Below are 17016 nucleotides of genomic sequence, written 5' to 3' on the forward strand. Positions count from 1 at the left end.
TCCCCCCGCCCCCTTAGCCGCACCGCTCCTCACGCTCGCGCCGCTTCTCGACGAGCAGCCGCGACCCCGCCCCCTGCCGCTCCCCGAACACGTCATCCGGATTGGACAACACACACGACTCCAACGACAGACACCCACACCCGATGCAGTCCGTCAGATGATCCCGCAGCCGGTTCAACTGCTTGATCCGCTCGTCGAGTTCGGACCGCCACGCCTCCGACAGCCGCGCCCAGTCCGCCCGCGTCGGCGTCCGCTCCTCCGGCAGCTCGGCGAGTGCCTCGCGAATCGTGGCGAGCGGGATGCCGACGCGTTGTGCGGCCCGTACGAAGGCGACCCGGCGCAGCGCGTCGCGGGAGTAGCGGCGCTGGTTGCCGGTGGTGCGGCGGCTGCTGATCAGGCCTTTGGACTCATAGAAGTGCAGGGCGGAGACGGCGGCACCGCTGCGCGCGGCGAGTTGGCCGACCGTGAGCTCGTGGATCTTCTCAGGAATCTGGGGCACCTCTCGAACCCTACCCAGGCCTCCGTTGACACGGCCCCCGAGGGCGACCATGCTAAGCAGTCGCTTAGAGTTTGGGACGAGGAGGCGGGACATGGCAGAGCCGAGGATCTTCGCGGGCGCCGACGAGCTGAAGGCGGCGGTGGGCGAGCAGCTGGGGTACACCGACTGGCTGGAGGTCGACCAGAAGCGGATCGATCTGTTCGCCGAGGCCACGGGTGACCACCAGTGGATTCACGTCGACCCGGAGAAGGCCGCCGCCGGCCCGTTCGGCACGACCATCGCGCACGGCTATCTGACGCTGTCCCTGCTCCCGCTCTTCGGACCGCAGCTCATCAAGGTCGAGGGCGTGAAGATGGGCGTGAACTACGGCACCAACAAGGTCCGCTTCCCGGCCCCCGTCCCCGTCGGCTCCCGGCTGCGCGCCACGGCGACGATCACCGGGGTCGACGACGTGACGGGCGGCGTCCAGGTGACCGTCGCCTTCAGCGTCGAGCGCGAGGGCGGCGACAAGCCGGTGTGTGTCGCCGAGTCGGTGTCGCGCTACTACCTCTGAGCGCCCCGGGCCGGGCGCGCGCTACTTGGCCCCCACCATCCGCAGCACGAGGTCGGCGTCGAGCGCGCCGACCTCGTCGGGCGTCCAGGGGCCGTCGACGTTGAACCAGCGGGCGACGTCGACGCAGAGCGACATGACGGCGAGGGTGGTGCCCTTGACGTCCAGGACGTCGAACTCGCCGGACGCCACGCCGTCCTCGATGATCGCGCGCACCTCGGCGTCGCACTGCCGGCGCAGCGCGAGGATCTCCTCGCGGGCGTCCGGGCCGAGGGAGTCGAGTTCGTACTGGACGACCCGGGCGGTGGTACGGCCGCCCGCGTGCCAGCGGACGAAGGAGCTGACCGCGTCGGCGAGCCGCTCGGTGGCGGTACCCTCGCGGCGGGACGCGGTCTGCAGGATCTCCAGCGCCTTGGCGTGGCCGATCCTGCTGATGCGGTGGAGGAGCTCCTCCTTGGTCTTGTAGTGGATGTAGAGCGCGGCGGGGCTCATGCCCGCGCGGCCCGCGATGTCCCGCGTCGTCGTGGCGTGGTAGCCGCGCTCGGCGAAGGCCTCCACCGCGGCGATCAGCAGCCGCCGTGCCGCGTCGGGCGTGACCTCGCCCCACGCCGACGTCTCGCCGCCGGCCGTCTCCTCCGCCGTACTCATCGCCTGCTCGCCCCTCTCCACTGATCGAAGGACCACCATACCGCCGAAGGTGAGCAACCGCTTAGACAAGGGACCCGAGTGGCCGCAGTCCAGCAGCACGGCGTCAGAGCTTCTCGAACGGGTCGTGCTCGGCGAGCAGCTTCTCCAGCCGGGCCTGGTCGACCCGGCTGACGATCTGCCCGGCCTCCTGGCGGTCCCGGATGACCTTGGCCAGCGTGAAGGCGGAGGTGACCAGGTACAGCACGGCGATGGCGAGGAAGCCGCGCACCCAGGCGTTGGCGTCGAGGCGGAAGATGCCGATGGCGGTCGCCGCCATGGCGACGGCGAAGGAGGCGACGGCCTGGCCGTAGAAGGCCGCCGTGCTCTGCTGCTTGACCGGTGTGTCACTCATGGGGACAGCTTCGGCGGACGCGGCGCGCGCCACATCCGCCGAGATACTCAGGCCGGCCGACGCTCCTACTCAGAAGGCCGAGATCCCGGTCAGCGCACGGCCGATGACGAGCTTCTGGATCTGGCTGGTGCCCTCGTAGAGGGTCATGACGCGGGCGTCGCGCAGCAGCTTGCCCGCCGGGTACTCGTCGATGTAGCCGTAGCCGCCGAAGACCTGGAGGGCGTTGTTGGCGGCGCGGACCGCGGCCTCCGAGGCGAACAGCTTGGCCTTGGACGACTCGGTGGCGAAGGGCAGGCCGCGGTCGACGAGGTCGGCGACCCGCCAGGTCAGCAGCCGGGCCGCGTCGACGTCCACGGCGATGTCGCTGATCAGCTCCTGGACGAGCTGGTGGCTCGCGATCGGCTTGCCGAACTGCTCCCGCTCACCGGCGTACCGCACGGCCGCGTCCAGAGCGGCCTGCGCAGCCCGCCGCGACCGACATCCGCCCCTTGGCGAGCGCGGACATGGCGACCGTGAACCCCTTGCCCTCCTCCCCCAGCAGCGCGGCGGCGGGGACGCGCACGTCCTCCAGGACGAGCTCGGCGGTGGCCTGGCCGCGCAGGCCGAGCTTGCCGTGGATGGTGCGGCGGCTCAGGCCGGGGGTGTCGGTCGGGACGAGGAAGGCGGAGACGCCCTTGTGGCCGGGGGCGTCGGTGGAGCGGGCGAAAAGCAGCACGACGTCGGCCCAGGTGCCGTTCGTGATGAACATCTTGGTGCCGTTGATGACGTAGTCGTCGCCGTCGCGCACCGCGCGCGTGGTGAGGTTCCCGGCGTCGGAGCCGGTGCCGGGCTCGGTGAGGCCGAAGCAGCCGACGTACTCCCCGGAGGTCAGCCCGGGCAGCCACTGCCGCTTCTGCTCCTCACTCCCCCAGGCGGCGACCGTCTTGGCGACCAGGCCGAGCGAGACGGAGACGATCCCGCGCACCGAGGAGTCGCCCCGGCCCAGCTCCTCGGTCACCAGGCAGTACGCCAGATGATCGCCGCCCGAGCCGCCGTGCTCCTCGTCGATCGTCAGCCCCAGGAAGCCGACCTCGCCGAGCTTCTTCACGATGCCCCGGTCGACCTCCTCGGCCCGGTCCCAGTCGATGACGTGCGGGGCGATCTCGCGTGCCACGAAGTCCCGGGCGAGCTGCCGTACGGCCTCCTGCTCCTCGCTGAGTCCCAGGTTCACCACGCGATCACCCCACTTGAAAGGCGTACATTTAAATTAGCACTGCTAGTTTCCAGGTGCAGCCCTACTATGTGCGCCATGGCCCGACCGCGCAAGCCCCTCCTGAGCACCGACCGGATCGTCGAGACGGCTCGGGCCCTCGTGGACGCGGAGGGCCTCGCGGCCGTCTCCACCCGGCGGCTCGCCGCCGAGCTGGGCGTCAGCGGTCCCTCCCTCTACAACCACTTCCGCACCAAGGACGAGATCCTGGAGGCCGTCGCCGACTCGGTGAGCGCGCAGGTCGACCTGTCGATGTTCGACGACGGCCGCGACTGGCGGACCGCGCTGCACGACTGGGCCGTCTCCTACCGCGCGGCCCTGCGCGAGCACCCGAACATCGTCCCCGTCCTCGCCCACGGGCCGGGCCGGCGCCCCGCCGGACTCCGGGTCGCGGACGCGGTCTACGGCGCCATGGTCCACGCCGGCTGGCCGCCCGCGCAGGCCACCTCCATCGGCGCGCTGATGCGGTACTTCATCATGGGCTCCGCGCTCGGCTCCTTCGCCGGGGGTTTCGTGGACGACCAGAGCGCGTACGACCCCGCCGACTATCCGCACCTCGGCCAGGCCCACCTGCTCGCCGAGCAGCAGGACAAGATCGACGAGCGGGCCTTCGAGACGGGGATCGCGGCGCTGCTGGACGGGCTGGCGATGCAGTACGAGCAGGTCAGACGGCCCGCGTAGCACGCTTCGGTGGGCGCCGAAGTGTTCGTGTCCCATGCTGGGACGCATGACCTCCAGGGACTCCGAGAACCCCAGGAACCTCCAGGCGACCAGGCTGGCCCGGTTCGCCGGGCTCATCGCCGACGAGACGCGGGCCGCGTGTCTGCTGGCGCTGCTCGACGGGCGGGCGTGGACGGCGAGCGAACTCGCCCGGCACGCGGGCGTCGCCGCGTCGACGCTGAGCGAGCATCTCGGCAAGCTCGTCGCGGGCGGGCTGCTCGCGGAGGAACGGCAGGGGCGGCACCGGTATGTGCGGCTCGCCGACGCGCGGGTCGCGCAGGTGGTCGAGGAGTTGTCGGCGCAGGTGGGGGCGCAGCCTCGGGCGCGGAATCTGCGGGAGTCGAGTGCGGGGTCGGCCATGGCGCGGGGGCGGACCTGTTACGACCATCTTGCGGGGCGGCTCGGAATTGTGGTCACGGATGCGATGACGACGCGTCTGCTGCTCAGCCAGGACGCCGGTTTTGCTCTTACGGACGCGGGGCTGGCGTGGTTCGACGCGGTGGGGATCGGGCTCGACCGGCAGAGTCGGCGCCCGTTGGTGCGGGCTTGTCTGGACTGGACCGAGCGGCGGCCTCATCTTGCGGGGGTGGCGGGGGCGGCGTTGTGTCGGCATGCGTTGGAGATGGGGTGGTGTGTGCGGATCGGTACGGAGCGTGCGGTGCGGGTGACCGGGGAGGGGGAGCGGGCCTTGGCCCAGCTGTTGGGTATCGAAGCGGGGATGTTGAGGTGACGCTTCCGCCGGTTCGTGTGTGTCTGCGGGTGCGTTGTGGCTGGTCGCGCCCACGCGGCGGAGCCGCAAATCGATACAGCCCCGCGCCCCTGAGGGCGTTGCCAGCGCCGTGTCCGAAATGCGCCAGCCTCTCTTCTGCCTCATACCTAGCCTCGGGAGCATGATGAACCCCCGTCGTCCTGATCTGCTCGCCGCCGGTGCCGCCGTCGTCACCGTCTTGTTCTGGGCCTCCGCCTTCGTCTCCATCCGGAGTGCGGGGGACGCCTACTCCCCCGGTGCTCTCGCGCTCGGGCGGCTGCTCTCCGGGGTTCTCGCGCTGGGGATCATCTGTGTCGTACGCCGTGAAGGGCCCCCGCCCCGAGCCGCCTGGCGCGGCATCGCCGTGTCCGGGCTGCTCTGGTTCGGGATCTACATGGTCGTCCTGAACTGGGGTGAGCAGCAGGTGGACGCCGGTACCGCGGCGCTGGTCGTGAACATCGGGCCGATCCTCATCGCGCTGCTCGGGGCGCGGTTGCTCGGGGACGCCATGCCGCCGCGGCTGCTGGCGGGGATGGCGGTGTCGTTCGCGGGGGCCGTCACCGTGGGGCTGTCGATGTCGGGTGGGGGCGGGTCGTCCGTCCTCGGGGTGGTGCTGTGTCTGCTGGCGGCGGTCGCGTACGCCGGTGGGGTCGTCGCGCAGAAGCCCGCCCTCGGGTCGGCGAGCGCGCTGCAAGTGACCACGTACGGCTGCCTCGTGGGCGCTGTGGTCTGTCTGCCGTTCGCCGGGCAACTCGTCCACCAGGTGGCCGACGCGCCTGTCTCCGCGACGCTCAACATGGTCTATCTGGGCGTCTTTCCGACCGCGCTCGCCTTCACCACCTGGGCCTACGCCCTCGCCCGTACGACCGCCGGCCGGATGGGCGCGACCACCTACGCGGTGCCCGCGTTGGTCGTGCTGATGTCCTGGGCGGTGCTCGGGGAGGTGCCGGGGCTGCTCACGCTGGTGGGCGGGGTGCTGTGCCTCGCGGGCGTCGCGGTGTCCCGTTCGCGGGCCGCGGCGGCGGCTGCGCCGCAGCCCGCGAAGGTCTCCGACTCGGTGTGAACGTGCCCTGCCAGGTGCGCTAAAAGACGACCAGCGCCCGGCCCCCCTTGCCCGCGAGCATGTTCTCGAAGGCCGCCGGGATGCCGTCCAGGGCGATCCGTTCCGTCACCAGGGCGCCCAGGTCCAGGCGGCCCGTACGGACGTGTTCGGCGAGCACCGGCAGGTCCTCGGCGGGGTTGGAGTTGCCGTAGACACAGCCCGACAGGGTCCTGCCCCAGTGGAAGATCTCCAGGGCGTTGAAGGTGACCTGCTGGTCCTTGCCGCCGATGCCGACGACCGTCGTACGGCCGCCGCGCCGGGTGGCGTCCCAGGCGGTGCGGATGGTCGTGGCGCGGCCCACGCACTCGACGGCCACGTCCACGCCCTGCTTGCCGGTGAGGCCCCTGATCTCGCGGGCGGTGGTGTCGGAGGCGACCACGTAGTCGGTGGCCCCGGCCGCGCGCGCCAACTCCTCCTTCTCCGGGGAGACATCGACCGCGACGATCTTCGACGCGCCCGCGATCCGGGCGGCCTGGAGGGTCGCCAGGCCCACTCCCCCGACGCCGAGGACCGCGACCGTCTCGCCCTCGCGGACGCGTGCCGCGTGGTGGACGGCGCCGTAGCCGGTGAGGACGGCGCAGCCGAGGAGGGCCGCGTCGGTGAGCGGGATGCCGTCGGGGAGCGGCAGGACGCAGGACGCCGATACGACCGTCTCCTCGGCGAACGCGGCGACGTTCAGGCCGGGGTGGAGGTCGGTGCCGTCCGCGGTACGGGCGTACACGTCGGCGGCGCCGTTGAGGGCGTTGGCGCACAGCCAGACCTCGCCGAGCGAGCAGGCGTGGCAACTGCCGCAGGACGGGGCCCAGTTGAGGACGACACTGTCACCGACCTGAAGATGACCCACCTCGTCACCGACGGCGACCACCGTGCCCGCGCCCTCATGACCGAGGACCGCCGGGACCGGGACCCGCATGGTGCCGTTGGACAGGGACAGGTCGGAGTGGCAGACGCCGGCGGCGGCGAGCTTGACGCGGACCTGGCCGGGGCCGGGGTCCGGGAGCTCGATGGCGGTGATCTCCAGCGGGGCGCCCACGGCGGGAAGGACTGCTGCGCGAACCATGGAAACGCTCCTCAGAACTGGAGGGACTTGGTCTGGAGGTACTCGGCGAGTCCGTGCGAGCCCAGCTCGCGGCCGACGCCGGACTGCTTGTAACCGCCGAACGGGGCAAGGGGGTTGAAGCGGCCGCCGTTGATGTCGACCTGCCCGGTGTCCATCCGGCGGGCGAAGGCCACCGCCTCCGCCTCCTCCCCGGTCCAGACCGCGCCCGCGAGGCCGTACACCGTGCCGTTGGCGATGCGCAGGGCGTCGTCCTCGTCGTCGTAGCGGAGGATCGACAGGACCGGGCCGAAGATCTCCTCCTGGGCGATCGTCATCTCGGGGGTGACGTCGGCGAAGACGGTCGGGGCGATGAAGTAACCCTGTTCGCGCGGGGATTCGGCGCCCCCGGCGACCAGCCGGGCGCCTTCCGCGATGCCCTTCTCGATGTAACTCCGCACCCGGGCCTGCTGCTTGGCATTGACGACCGGGCCGATGCGGTCGCCGTACTTGGCGGCGGCGGTCGCGGCGAACGCCACGGCCTCGTCGTACTGGTCGCGATGGACCAGCATGCGGGTCCAGGCGCTGCACGTCTGGCCGGAGTTGGACATCACGTTGGCGACGCCGACGTTCACGGCCTTGGCCAGGTCGGCACTGGGCAGGATCACGTTGGCGGACTTGCCGCCGAGTTCGAGGGCGACCTTCTTGATCGCGGCACCGGCGGTGACGGCGATCTGGCGGCCGACCGCGGTGGAGCCGGTGAAGGAGACCAGGTCGACGCCCGGGTGCTCGGCGAGGGCCTGGCCCGCGACCGGGCCGCGACCGGTGACGAGGTTGAAGACGCCTGCCGGCACCCCGGCCTCGTGGACCGCCTCGGCGAAGAGCTGGGCGACGAGCGGGGTGTCCTCGGCGGGCTTCAGGACCACCGTGCAGCCGGCCGCCAGCGCCGGGGCGACCTTGGCGACGACCTGGTGCAGGGGGTAGTTCCAGGGCGTGATCGCGCCGACCACGCCGATGGGCTCGTGGAAGACGGTCGAGTTGCCGACCTTCTCCTCGAAGGCGTGGGTGTCGGCGAGTTCGGCGTACGAGCCCGCGACCGCGATCGGGACGGCGGCGTGCACGTTCTGGGAGAACTTCAGGGGCGAGCCGAGTTCGGCGGTGACCGTCTCGGCGATCTCGTCCTTGCGGGCCGCGAGGACGTCCCGGAGCGCGGCGAGGCGCGCGGCCCGCTCGGCGGGCGGGGTGGCGGCCCAGGCCGGGAGGGCGGCACGGGCGGCCCGTACGGCGGTGTCGACGTCCTCGGCGGTGCCGGCCGGGACCCGGCCGATCACCTGCTCGTCGACCGGGTTCACGACCTCGATCGCGTCCCGGCCGGCGGCGGGCCGCCATGTGCCGTCGATGTACATGCCGTCGTGTGCCTTCATCGTGCGTCCTCCCGGCGGGGGCGTGCCCGTGTCGTCGTCCGGCTCATAAACTAGCGACGTTAGTTTTCGAATGCCAGACGCTCCCGCCCCACGCGGCCAGAAGCTGACTCTCGTACGCGCGCCGGATCTCCTCGATCTTCCGGTCACTCGCGCCCGCGCGCGCCACCGGGTACAGCAGGATCAGCTCTTACGACCGCTCCTTCTCGATCGTCCCGCTGGCGTCCCGTCACTGCCCGCGCCCGTTCTGCACGGTCAGCCCGTGCGGGAAGCCCGGGGACGTATGCCCAGCGGGATCCGCTCCGCCGCGCCCGGACACCGCGCCGGGGTTCACTCCTCCAGGTCGGGCAGGCGGGCCGGGGCCGGGCAGATGCGTTCGCCGTGCTGGTCGAAGACGAACAGATGGGCGAGGTCGACGAGGAGGGGGACGTGCATGCCGTGGCGGAGCTGGAGGTCGGGGGTGGTGCGGACGATCAGGTCGCCGGGGAGGCGGCCCTCCGCGGGCGCCGGCTGCGGAGCCGGCTCGGCCGGGCGGTCCATGACCACGACCGGGCCCGCGCGCAGGGCGTCGGCGCGTTGCCGGAGGCGGTCCAGGACGCCGGGACCGCCTTCGCGGCGGCGGCGCCGGGCCGGGCGGGCCGCCGGGCGCGGGGCCTCCAGGTCGGGTACGACGGCCGGGCGGGAGCCGGTGTTGAAGTGGACGAGGTTCTCGTGGCCCTGGAACTCCACGTGCTCGACGAGGCCGGTGAGCGGCATCTCGCCGGGGCGGGCGGCGGACGGCTTGGCGATGCGCACCGCCTCCGAGCGCAGGCCGACGATGACCTCGCGGCCCTGCTGGACGCGGAGCAACTGGTGGTCCAGGGACAGGGGTTCGGGCAGCCGGAGGTACTGCTTGCCGAGGCTGATGGTCATCGCGCCGTCCAACGGGGCGCGAACCAGGCCCTGGAGGAGGTTGATCCGCGGAGTGCCGATGAAGGCGGCGACGAAGACGTTGCGGGGCAGCGCGTAGACCTCGCGCGGGCTGCCGACCTGCTGCAGGACGCCGCCGCGCAGCACGGCGACCCGGTCGCCGAGCGACATGGCCTCGGCCTGGTCATGGGTGACGTAGACCGTGGTGACGCCCAACTCCCGGGTGAGCGCGGATATTTCGGCGCGCAGGTGGTTGCGGAGTTTCGCGTCGAGGTTGGACAGCGGCTCGTCCATCAGGAACGCCGAGGGGTGGCGGGCGATGGCCCGGCCCATGGCGACGCGCTGGCGTTCACCGCCGGAGAGCTGGGCGGGGAAGCGGTCGAGGAGGTCCTCGATGCCGAGCATGCGGGCGGTGGCGTCCACGCGCGGGCGCGGGTCGGCGCCGGGGGTCTCGATGCGCAGCGGGAAGCCGATGTTGTCGCGGCTGGTCATGCTCGGGTACAGGGCGAAGTTCTGGAAGACCATCGCGATGTCCCGGCCGGACGGCGGGAGATCGTTGGCGAACTCGCCGTCGAGAAACAGGTCGCCCTCGTCGATGTCCTCAAGACCGGCGATCATTCTCAGCACCGTCGACTTGCCGCACCCGGAGGGTCCCAGCAGCACGAGGAACTCACCCGGGGCGATGTCCAGCGTCAGCCGGTCCACCACCCGGGTGCCTCGCGTATAGCTCTTGCTCACGTCGTGCAGAGAGATGGCGCGTGTCATGGCAGGTGCCCCCGGGGGCTGACTGAGCGCTGTTGCTCCGTGGCCGAATGCCCCGGGCGAGTCGCACGGGGCCTATGGGTCACGGAAGTTAACGGAATGTGTGCGGCCGGGGGAAGAGAATGGGCAGGATCGGACGGCACGGTCCAGCAGGTGAGAAACCGGACGGCCAGATTCAGCGCCGGGCGGGTGCCTCCCGGGCCGCCACCAGGTGGGCGAAGACGACAAGGTTGCCCGAGTAGCCTTTTCTGCGGTCATAGTTGCCACCGCAGGTGATGAGCCGCAGCTCGGCGCGGCCCCGGGCGCCGTAGACCTCCCGGTCGGGGAAGTGCGCCTTCTCGAACTCCCGGATGGCGTCGACGGTGTATACGGCGGTACGACCGTCCGCCCGCCGCACCTCGATCAGGCGTCCGCGCTTCAGCTCGGACAGGCCCGCGAAGACCGCGCCGCCGGTGTCGGTGTCCAGATGACCCACGGCCACGGCGGTGCCCTGCCCGCCGGGAGCGGGACCGTCCCGGTACCAGCCCACGAGGTTCGGATCATCACCCGGCGGTGCCCCCAGGCGCCGGTTCCGGTCGAGGCGCAGGTCTGTGACCGGGGCGTCGACGTCCAGGTAGGGGATGAGGATCCGGGTGGCCCGGGAGGGCGGCAGGGTGCGGAGCGCCGGAGCCGCCCGGTGGCGAGGCGGACGTACGCCCTGCGCGCCGGGGCGGGCCGACTGGGCCGGTGCCCGGCGCGCGCCGGGCGCGGTCGCCGGTTGCCCAGCGCTGTCGGCGCCTGGAGTGCCCGGCGCGCCTGGAGCACCTGGAGCGCCGGGAGCCGCGGGGGCGGTCGAGGCGGTCGGCGGCAGGTGCAGGCCGGTGCCTCTGGCGGGCAGTTCCTCGGGTGCGGGGCCCACCTCGCCCCGTACACCCGGAGCTCCGGCGGCACCCGGCCCACCACCGGCCCCCACCCCGCCCGCGATCCCCCGCCCGGCGGCGGCGACCGTCTCGTCGGTCGCCGCCGCCCCACCGGGATCCTCGTCGTGCGTCCACAGCACGCCGGCCAGGATCAGGCATCCGGCCACCGCCGCCGTCCGCGCCAGCCGGTAGGCCCGCGTCGGGCGCCGTGGTCCGGGCCGGTGCCCGCGCCGAGGCGCGCGCCTGGGACCGCTACGCGCCATGCGGGCGACGGCGAAGCCGCAGCCACACCGCACCGCCGGCCGCGGCCAGACCCACTGCCGCCGCACCGGCGACCGGCCCCATCGCCGCGTCCCGGGCGAGTCCGCCACCGCCGGCCGGCGGGCCGCCGTTGGGGCCGCCCGGACCGCCGCCCGGCCTCGTCGACGTCGGGGTCGGCGTCGGGCTGGGGCTCGGGCTCGTGCAGTCGACGGTGAACACCTTCTGCTTGCCCGCGCCCTGCCAGTTGTCGCCCTTCCAGACGAGCTTGTACAGCCCGTCGGGCAGCGTCAGCGTCCCGGTGTGCGCGGCACCGTTGGCGTCTGCCGTGGCGCTGCCCGAGAGGTGCCCGGTGCCCGCGTTCGGTCCGTTGCCCTGCCCGTCGATGGTGTAGGTGAAGTGCTCAAGAGCGTCGAAGTTGAGGGCGTCCAGATAGAACTCACAGACCTTCGGCTCGTTCCTGGGGTCGCCGGGGTCCGTGTCGGGGTTGTGGATCTTGACGTCTCCGTTGTCGCCGGGGGCCGCCGCGGCGGTGCCAGGTACGCCGATCAGTACGGTGCCGGCGGCGACGGTGAGCGCGGCGAGGGCTGCTGTACGGCCGCTGGCGCGGCGGGGACGGGCGGCGATGGGCATGCGTAGTTCCTCCGAGTCAGGCGATTTTCATACAAATCGCATCGCGTCTGACTCTGTGTCACATGTGCCGCCTCATGCGTGAGGACACGGCCCGACACACCGTCAGGCATCCTCCTTACGGCCCACAGCCGTTCCCGAACGGCGGAACCCGGGCGCCGCCCCCGCCTCCCCGGCCGGCCGCGCCGGCGACCGCAGCGCCACCCCCGCCGACAGGAGCAGCAGCGCGCCCAGCATCACGAAGGGGGCCGCCACGCCCGCGACGCCCGCGACCAGGCCGGCCGTGGCCGGTGCGGCGACCTGGCCGAGGCGGTTGCCGGTCAGGCGCAGGGCGAGGGCGGTGGAGCGGGCGCCGTCGGGGGCCGCCTGCACGACCGTCGTCATGGACAGCGGCTGTCCGACGCCGAGGCAGAAGCCGAGCACGGCCAGCATCAGCGCGAGCGCCCACACCGGCACCGGCAGCGCGATGCCGGCGCACAGCAGGGCCGCCAGCAGACAGGTGACCGTCAGCAGCATGGCGCGGCCCAGCAGCCGCAGCAGCGGGGTCAGCACCAGCCGGCAGGCGATCGTGGCCGCCGCGCGGAGGCTGAGCAGGAGGCCGATCACGGAGGGGGCGATACCGCGGTGCTCGCCGACCACCGGGAGGTAGGCGGTGAGGATGTCGGTCGCGGAGAGGACGGCGAGGCTGATGAAGATGCCGGCGGGAACGCCCCGGGCGCGCAGGATGCGTCCGACGGGGACCCGGTCGCCTTGCTCCGCACGGGACTTGACCGCCGTACGGTCCTCGATGCGCCACAGCGAGGTGAACGCGACCGCGGCGCCCGCCCCCGCGACGAGCAGGGCGAGCGCGCTTGTGCCGGCCATGTCCTTGCCGCCGATCAGCGCGCCCGCGGCGACCGGGCCGACGAGCTGGCCGAGGGAGGCGCCGATGGTGAAGTGGCCGAAGTTGCGGTCCTGTTCGTGCGGGGCGGACTGGCGGGCGACCAGGGACTGCGCGCCGATCACGAAGCAGAGATGGCCGAGGCCCATCACGCCGCTCCAGATCGCCATCGCCCACAGGGAGTTGACGACACCGCTCAGTGCGCAGCCGCCCGCTATCAGGACCACGCCGACGGGCAGCAGGGGCGCGCAGCGGCCGTGGTCGGTGCGCCGGCCCAGCGGGACCGCGGCGAACAGCGGGAGCAGGGCGTAGACCCCCGCGATGACGCCGATGGCCTGTTCGTCCGCGCCCAGCGCAAGGGCCCGGTAGGAGACGGCGGGCCGGGCCATCGACACCGCCCCCTGCGCGAAGCTGAAGGCGATGACGAGGCGGAGCAGCCAGCCGCGGTTCCTGCCGGGCACCATGATCGGGTTCTCCCTGTGAGGGTCAGATGATGCCGAAGAGGATGCCCGCCCCGAGGATGATCAGGCAGGTGAGCGCGGCCCACTTGACCACGAACTTCGTGTGGTCGCCGAACTCCACCTTGGCCATGCCGACCAGGACGTACACGGCCGGGACGAGCGGGCTCGACATGTGCAGCGGCTGGCCGACGAGGGAGGCGCGGGCCATCTCCAGCGGCGAGACGCCGTGGGCGGCGCCGGCCTCGGCGAGGACCGGCAGGACACCGAAGTAGAAGCCGTCGTTGGACATGAAGTAGGTGAGCGGAAGGCTCAGGACGCCGGTGACGAGGGCCATGTGCGGGCCCATGCCCTCGGGGATGACGTCGACCATCCAGCGGGCCATGTGGTCGACCATGCCGGTGCCCTGGAGGACGCCGGTGAAGACGGCGGCGGCGAAGACCATGCCGGAGACGTTGAGGACGTTGTCGGCGTGGGCGGCGAGCCGGGCCTTCTGGTCGGGGATGTGCGGGAAGTTGACGGTGAGGACGAGCGCGGCACCGAGCATGAACAGCACCGGGATCGGCAGCCACTCCATGATCATGGCGGTCAGCAGGGTGACGGTGACCAGGGCGTTGAACCAGTACAGCTTGGGACGCAGGGTGGCGCGCTGGGGGTCGAGGACCGTGAAGCGCTCCTGCTCCTCGTCGTCCTCGGCGTCCGTGCCGGTGCCGTTGCCGGCTCCTCCGGAGGTCACAGGAGCCTTCGTGTTACCGGAACCGGCGCCCACGAGAACCGTCTCGGACTCCTTCTCCTCCACCAGGACCTCGTCCAGCGTGAGCACGCCCAGGCGCCTGCGCTCGCGCAGTCCGAAGAAGTACGACATGACGAACACGCCGACCAGGCCGACCGCGAGGGCCGGGATCATCGGGACGAAGATGTCGCTGGCGTCGAGCTTGAGCGCGGTGGCGGCACGGGCGGTCGGGCCGCCCCACGGCAGGGTGTTCATCACGCCGTTGGCCATGGCGGCGACACCGGTCATCACGACCAGGCTCATCTTCAGGCGCTTGTACAGCGGGTACATCGCCGAGACGGTGATCATGAAGGTGGTGGAGCCGTCGCCGTCGAGGGAGACGATCGCGGCGAGGATCGCGGTGCCGACGACGATCCGCATCGGGTCGGCCTTCGCGAACTTCAGGATGCCCCGCACGATCGGGTCGAAGAGGCCGACGTCGATCATCACACCGAAGTAGACGATCGCGAACATGAGCATCGCCGCGGTGGGGGCGAGGCTGGTGACGCCGTCGATGACGTAGTCACCGAGCTTGGCGCCCTTACCGACGAACACACAGAACAGTGCCGGGATCAGTACGAGCGCCGCGATCGGCGACATCTTCTTCATCATGATCAGGACCAGGAAGGTCGCGATCATGGCGAAGCCGAGGATGGTCAGCATGAGTGGATACCTAACGTTCGCCCTTGAACTCCCACCAGGGCCGGCGGTGCGATGGACGTTAGGCGCCGTCAAGCGGTGTTAACAAGACGTTGACGTGCGAGCAATAAGCGCAAAACTGCAGGTCACAGCTTTGTGATCAACTTGACCGGTACGGCGTTGAGGACCGCGTTGCCTGACAGCGGGTCCAGGAGACGGCCGTCGAGCAGTTGGTTCACGTTGACACCGGGGTCCTGGGCGGCGTGGTTCATCCGGGTCCCGGGGCGGTCGTGACCCCAGCCGTGCGGGAGGCTGACCACGCCCCGGCGCACGGTGTCGGTGATCTCCACGGGCGCGGTCACGGCTCCCCCGGCCCCCTTCACCCCGATCGCCTGCCCGTCGACGAGCCCGAGACCTGCGGCGTCCTCGGGGTGGATGTGCAGGGTGCAGCGGTTGGTGCCGCCGGTGAGGGCGGGGACGTTGTGCATCCAGCTGTTGTTGGAGCGCAGATGACGGCGGCCGACGAGGACCAGCCCATCGGCGCGCTCGGCCATGGCCTGCCGCAGGCGCGGCAGGTCGTCGGCGATCGGCTGCGGCAGCAGCTCCACCTTCCCGCTGCGGGTCTTCAGTGGCTGCGGCAGCCGGGAGGCGAGCGGCCCGAGGTCGATGCCGTGCGGATGTGCCAGCAGCTTCTCCAGGCTCAGCCCGTCCGGTCGTACGCCGAAGCCGTCGCCGTAGGGACCGAGGCGCAGCATCATGTCGAGCCGTCGCTCGGGGCCGGTGACGCCGGTCAGGAGACCGGCGAGTTCCTTGGCGTCACGGCCGTGCACGGGCGAGTACGGCTCCTTGACCGCCTTGCCGAGGGTCTGCCCGATGACCAGGTCGTCCACGGCCGACGGGTCGGCGCCGTGCATGCCGGTCGCGGCGAGGACCAGCCGGGCGAGGATCTCCGTCTCGGCCATCCGGCCGGGCTCCAGCGGGACCGCGGGGCGGGTGTAGCGGACCTGGTTGCGGACGGCGAGGGTGTTGAAGGCGAAGTCGTGGTGCGGGCTCTGCGAGGGCGGCGGCGGGGGCAGCACGACGTCGGCGTGGCGCGAGGTCTCGTTGAGGTAGGGGTCGACGCTAACCATGAAGTCGAGCCCGCCGAGGGCCTTGTCGAGCCGGTCGCCGTCGGGCACCGACAGGACGGGGTTGGCGGCGACGGTGACGACCACCCGGATCGGCTCGCCCTCCTCGGTCGCGGTGTCGATCTCCTGGGCGAGCGCGGAGATCGGCAGCTCGCCCTTGGCCTCGGGGTGCCGGCTCACCCGGGAGTGCCAGCGCCCGAGCGCGAAGCCGTGGCTGGGGCCGGCGGGCCGGGGTGTGCGGTCGGTGGCGGCCTGCGGGAAGAGGGCGCCGCCGGGCCGGTCGAGGTTGCCGGTGAGGATGTTCAGCACGTCGACCAGCCAGCTGGCGAGCGTGCCGTGCGGGACGGTGCAGCTGCCGATGCGGGCGTAGACGGCGGCGGTGGGCGCGGCGGCGAGTTCACGGGCGAGGGTGCGGATGGTGCCGGCGTCGACGTCACAGGCGTCGGCGACCGCCTCGGGGGTGAAGTCCCGTACGGCGTCACGGAGTTCGTCGAGCCCCTGGAGATGCGGGGTCAACTCCCCCGTGTCGACGAGGTCTTCCTCGAAGAGGGTGTACGTCATCGCCGCCAGCAGCAGCGCGTCGGCCCCGGGGCGGATCGCGAGGTGGCGGTCGGCGAGCTTGGCGGTGCGGGTGCGGCGCGGGTCGATGACGGTGAGGGTGCCGCCGCGGGCCTTGAGCGCCTTGAGCTTGCCGGGGAAGTCGGGGGCGGTGCACAGACTGCCGTTGGACTCGAGGGGGTTGGCGCCGATGAGCAGCAGATGGTCGGTGTGGTCGAGGTCGGGCACCGGGATCGCGTTGGCGTCGCCGAAGAGCAGCCCGCTGGAGACGTGCTTGGGCATCTGGTCGACCGTCGAGGCGGTGAAGACGCTGCGGGTGCCGAGGCCGGCGAGCAGCACCGGCGGGTAGAGGGCGCCGGCCATGGTGTGCACGTTGGGGTTGCCGAGCACCACGCCGACGGCGTTCGGACCGTACCGCTCCACGGCCGTCCTGATCCCGACGGCCACCGCGTCGAAGGCCTCCTCCCAGGTGGCCTCGCGCAGCTCGCCGTCCTTGCGGACCAGCGGGGTGCGCAGCCGGTCGGGGTCGCCGTCGACGGCCCCGAAGGAGGCGCCCTTGGGGCAGATGAAGCCCCGGCTGAACACGTCGTCGCGATCGCCGCGGGCGCCGGTGACCCGGGTCCCCTCGATGGTGAGGGTGAGGCCGCAGGTGGCCTCGCACAGGGGGCAGATACGCAGGGCGGTGCGGGACACGGGTCCTCCCGGGGCAGCGGTGCCGGTCCTGGCCGAGCATACCGACCAGTAGGCATGGAGGGGAGCC

General features: G+C 71.9%; 15 protein-coding genes and 1 pseudogene. 4 read left to right on the forward strand and 12 right to left on the reverse strand.

From position 1 onward, the window contains the following. Positions 1-13: 13 nt before the first annotated feature. On the reverse strand, positions 14-499 hold the full coding sequence (soxR, locus tag CRP56_RS08820; protein ID WP_097261947.1) for a redox-sensitive transcriptional activator SoxR: 486 nt from the start codon (positions 497-499) through the stop codon (positions 14-16). Positions 500-590: 91 nt separating this feature from the next. On the opposite strand from soxR, the gene CRP56_RS08825 reads away from it, so the two are divergent. Then, positions 591-1052: a MaoC family dehydratase gene (locus CRP56_RS08825; protein WP_097261950.1), complete on the forward strand. Its 462-nt coding sequence runs from the start codon at positions 591-593 to the stop codon at positions 1050-1052. Between the two features lie 21 nt (positions 1053-1073). On the opposite strand, the gene CRP56_RS08830 is transcribed toward CRP56_RS08825, so the two are convergent. From CRP56_RS08830 to CRP56_RS08840, 3 genes and pseudogenes are all read right to left on the reverse strand, one after another. Then, positions 1074-1697 carry a TetR/AcrR family transcriptional regulator gene (locus CRP56_RS08830; RefSeq protein WP_097261954.1) on the reverse strand — a complete coding sequence of 208 codons (624 nt, stop codon included), beginning with the start codon at positions 1695-1697 and terminating at the stop codon, positions 1074-1076. 103 nt (positions 1698-1800) lie between these two features. Continuing rightward, entirely contained in the window at positions 1801-2088 is a 288-nt protein-coding gene (locus CRP56_RS08835) for a YiaA/YiaB family inner membrane protein (RefSeq protein ID WP_059196614.1), read from the reverse strand. A 69-nt stretch (positions 2089-2157) separates the two neighbouring features. Continuing rightward, a pseudogene (locus tag CRP56_RS08840) lies at positions 2158-3298 on the reverse strand (acyl-CoA dehydrogenase family protein). A 78-nt stretch (positions 3299-3376) separates the two neighbouring features. Between CRP56_RS08840 and CRP56_RS08845 the strand changes: the two are divergent. The 3 genes from CRP56_RS08845 (at position 3377) to CRP56_RS08855 (ending at position 5868) form a co-directional block, all read left to right on the forward strand. Beyond that, complete coding sequence (locus tag CRP56_RS08845; RefSeq protein ID WP_097261956.1) at positions 3377-4018, forward strand: TetR/AcrR family transcriptional regulator; 642 nt, start codon at positions 3377-3379, stop codon at positions 4016-4018. 34 nt (positions 4019-4052) lie between these two features. Beyond that, entirely contained in the window at positions 4053-4787 is a 735-nt protein-coding gene (locus CRP56_RS08850; RefSeq protein WP_097261959.1) for an ArsR/SmtB family transcription factor, read from the forward strand. Positions 4788-4950: 163 nt separating this feature from the next. After that, positions 4951-5868, forward strand: coding sequence for a DMT family transporter (locus CRP56_RS08855; protein ID WP_179851298.1), 918 nt, complete (start codon positions 4951-4953; stop codon positions 5866-5868). Positions 5869-5887: 19 nt separating this feature from the next. Here CRP56_RS08855 and CRP56_RS08860 read toward each other — a convergent pair whose 3' ends face one another. The 8 genes from CRP56_RS08860 to CRP56_RS08900 all read right to left on the reverse strand — a co-directional run bounded on the left by CRP56_RS08860 (position 5888) and on the right by CRP56_RS08900 (position 16949). Further along, positions 5888-6967, reverse strand: a complete 1080-nt coding sequence (locus CRP56_RS08860) for a Zn-dependent alcohol dehydrogenase (RefSeq protein ID WP_097261963.1) — start codon at positions 6965-6967, stop codon at positions 5888-5890. A gap of 11 nt (positions 6968-6978) precedes the next feature. Next, positions 6979-8367, reverse strand: coding sequence for an aldehyde dehydrogenase family protein (locus CRP56_RS08865; protein WP_097261966.1), 1389 nt, complete (start codon positions 8365-8367; stop codon positions 6979-6981). A gap of 327 nt (positions 8368-8694) precedes the next feature. Next, entirely contained in the window at positions 8695-10038 is a 1344-nt protein-coding gene (locus CRP56_RS08875; RefSeq protein WP_097261968.1) for an ABC transporter ATP-binding protein, read from the reverse strand. Positions 10039-10210: 172 nt separating this feature from the next. Beyond that, positions 10211-11101, reverse strand: a complete 891-nt coding sequence (locus tag CRP56_RS08880) for a class F sortase (protein WP_257040307.1) — start codon at positions 11099-11101, stop codon at positions 10211-10213. An 85-nt stretch (positions 11102-11186) separates the two neighbouring features. Beyond that, positions 11187-11825: a hypothetical protein gene (locus tag CRP56_RS08885; protein WP_097261970.1), complete on the reverse strand. Its 639-nt coding sequence runs from the start codon at positions 11823-11825 to the stop codon at positions 11187-11189. A 102-nt stretch (positions 11826-11927) separates the two neighbouring features. After that, positions 11928-13166 carry an MFS transporter gene (locus CRP56_RS08890; protein ID WP_097261972.1) on the reverse strand — a complete coding sequence of 413 codons (1239 nt, stop codon included), beginning with the start codon at positions 13164-13166 and terminating at the stop codon, positions 11928-11930. Between the two features lie 22 nt (positions 13167-13188). Next, a complete protein-coding gene (locus CRP56_RS08895; protein ID WP_097261974.1) occupies positions 13189-14595 on the reverse strand; it encodes a CitMHS family transporter in 1407 nt (468 codons plus the stop codon). A gap of 122 nt (positions 14596-14717) precedes the next feature. Further along, positions 14718-16949 (reverse strand): molybdopterin oxidoreductase family protein, encoded by a 2232-nt coding sequence (locus tag CRP56_RS08900; protein WP_097261976.1) that lies wholly within the window; start codon positions 16947-16949, stop codon positions 14718-14720. Positions 16950-17016 lie beyond the last annotated feature (67 nt).

The sequence above is a fragment of the Streptomyces sp. TLI_55 genome, from assembly GCF_900206255.1.
In the GTDB taxonomy this organism is placed as follows: domain Bacteria; phylum Actinomycetota; class Actinomycetes; order Streptomycetales; family Streptomycetaceae; genus Streptomyces; species Streptomyces aquilus.

Excerpts from the sequence above, each read along its gene's own strand:
- CRP56_RS08825 (WP_097261950.1), top strand. The coding sequence starts at position 591 with ATGGCAGAGCCGAGGATCTTCGCGGGCGCCGACGAGCTGAAGGCGGCG.
- CRP56_RS08865 (WP_097261966.1), bottom strand. The coding sequence starts at position 8,367 with ATGAAGGCACACGACGGCATGTACATCGACGGCACATGGCGGCCCGCC.
- CRP56_RS08855 (WP_179851298.1), top strand. The coding sequence starts at position 4,951 with ATGAACCCCCGTCGTCCTGATCTGCTCGCCGCCGGTGCCGCCGTCGTC.
- CRP56_RS08890 (WP_097261972.1), bottom strand. The coding sequence starts at position 13,166 with ATGGTGCCCGGCAGGAACCGCGGCTGGCTGCTCCGCCTCGTCATCGCC.
- CRP56_RS08885 (WP_097261970.1), bottom strand. The coding sequence starts at position 11,825 with ATGCCCATCGCCGCCCGTCCCCGCCGCGCCAGCGGCCGTACAGCAGCC.
- CRP56_RS08835 (WP_059196614.1), bottom strand. The coding sequence starts at position 2,088 with ATGAGTGACACACCGGTCAAGCAGCAGAGCACGGCGGCCTTCTACGGC.
- CRP56_RS08845 (WP_097261956.1), top strand. The coding sequence starts at position 3,377 with ATGGCCCGACCGCGCAAGCCCCTCCTGAGCACCGACCGGATCGTCGAG.
- CRP56_RS08895 (WP_097261974.1), bottom strand. The coding sequence starts at position 14,595 with ATGCTGACCATCCTCGGCTTCGCCATGATCGCGACCTTCCTGGTCCTG.
- CRP56_RS08850 (WP_097261959.1), top strand. The coding sequence starts at position 4,053 with ATGCTGGGACGCATGACCTCCAGGGACTCCGAGAACCCCAGGAACCTC.
- CRP56_RS08875 (WP_097261968.1), bottom strand. The coding sequence starts at position 10,038 with ATGACACGCGCCATCTCTCTGCACGACGTGAGCAAGAGCTATACGCGA.
- CRP56_RS08830 (WP_097261954.1), bottom strand. The coding sequence starts at position 1,697 with ATGAGTACGGCGGAGGAGACGGCCGGCGGCGAGACGTCGGCGTGGGGC.
- CRP56_RS08860 (WP_097261963.1), bottom strand. The coding sequence starts at position 6,967 with ATGGTTCGCGCAGCAGTCCTTCCCGCCGTGGGCGCCCCGCTGGAGATC.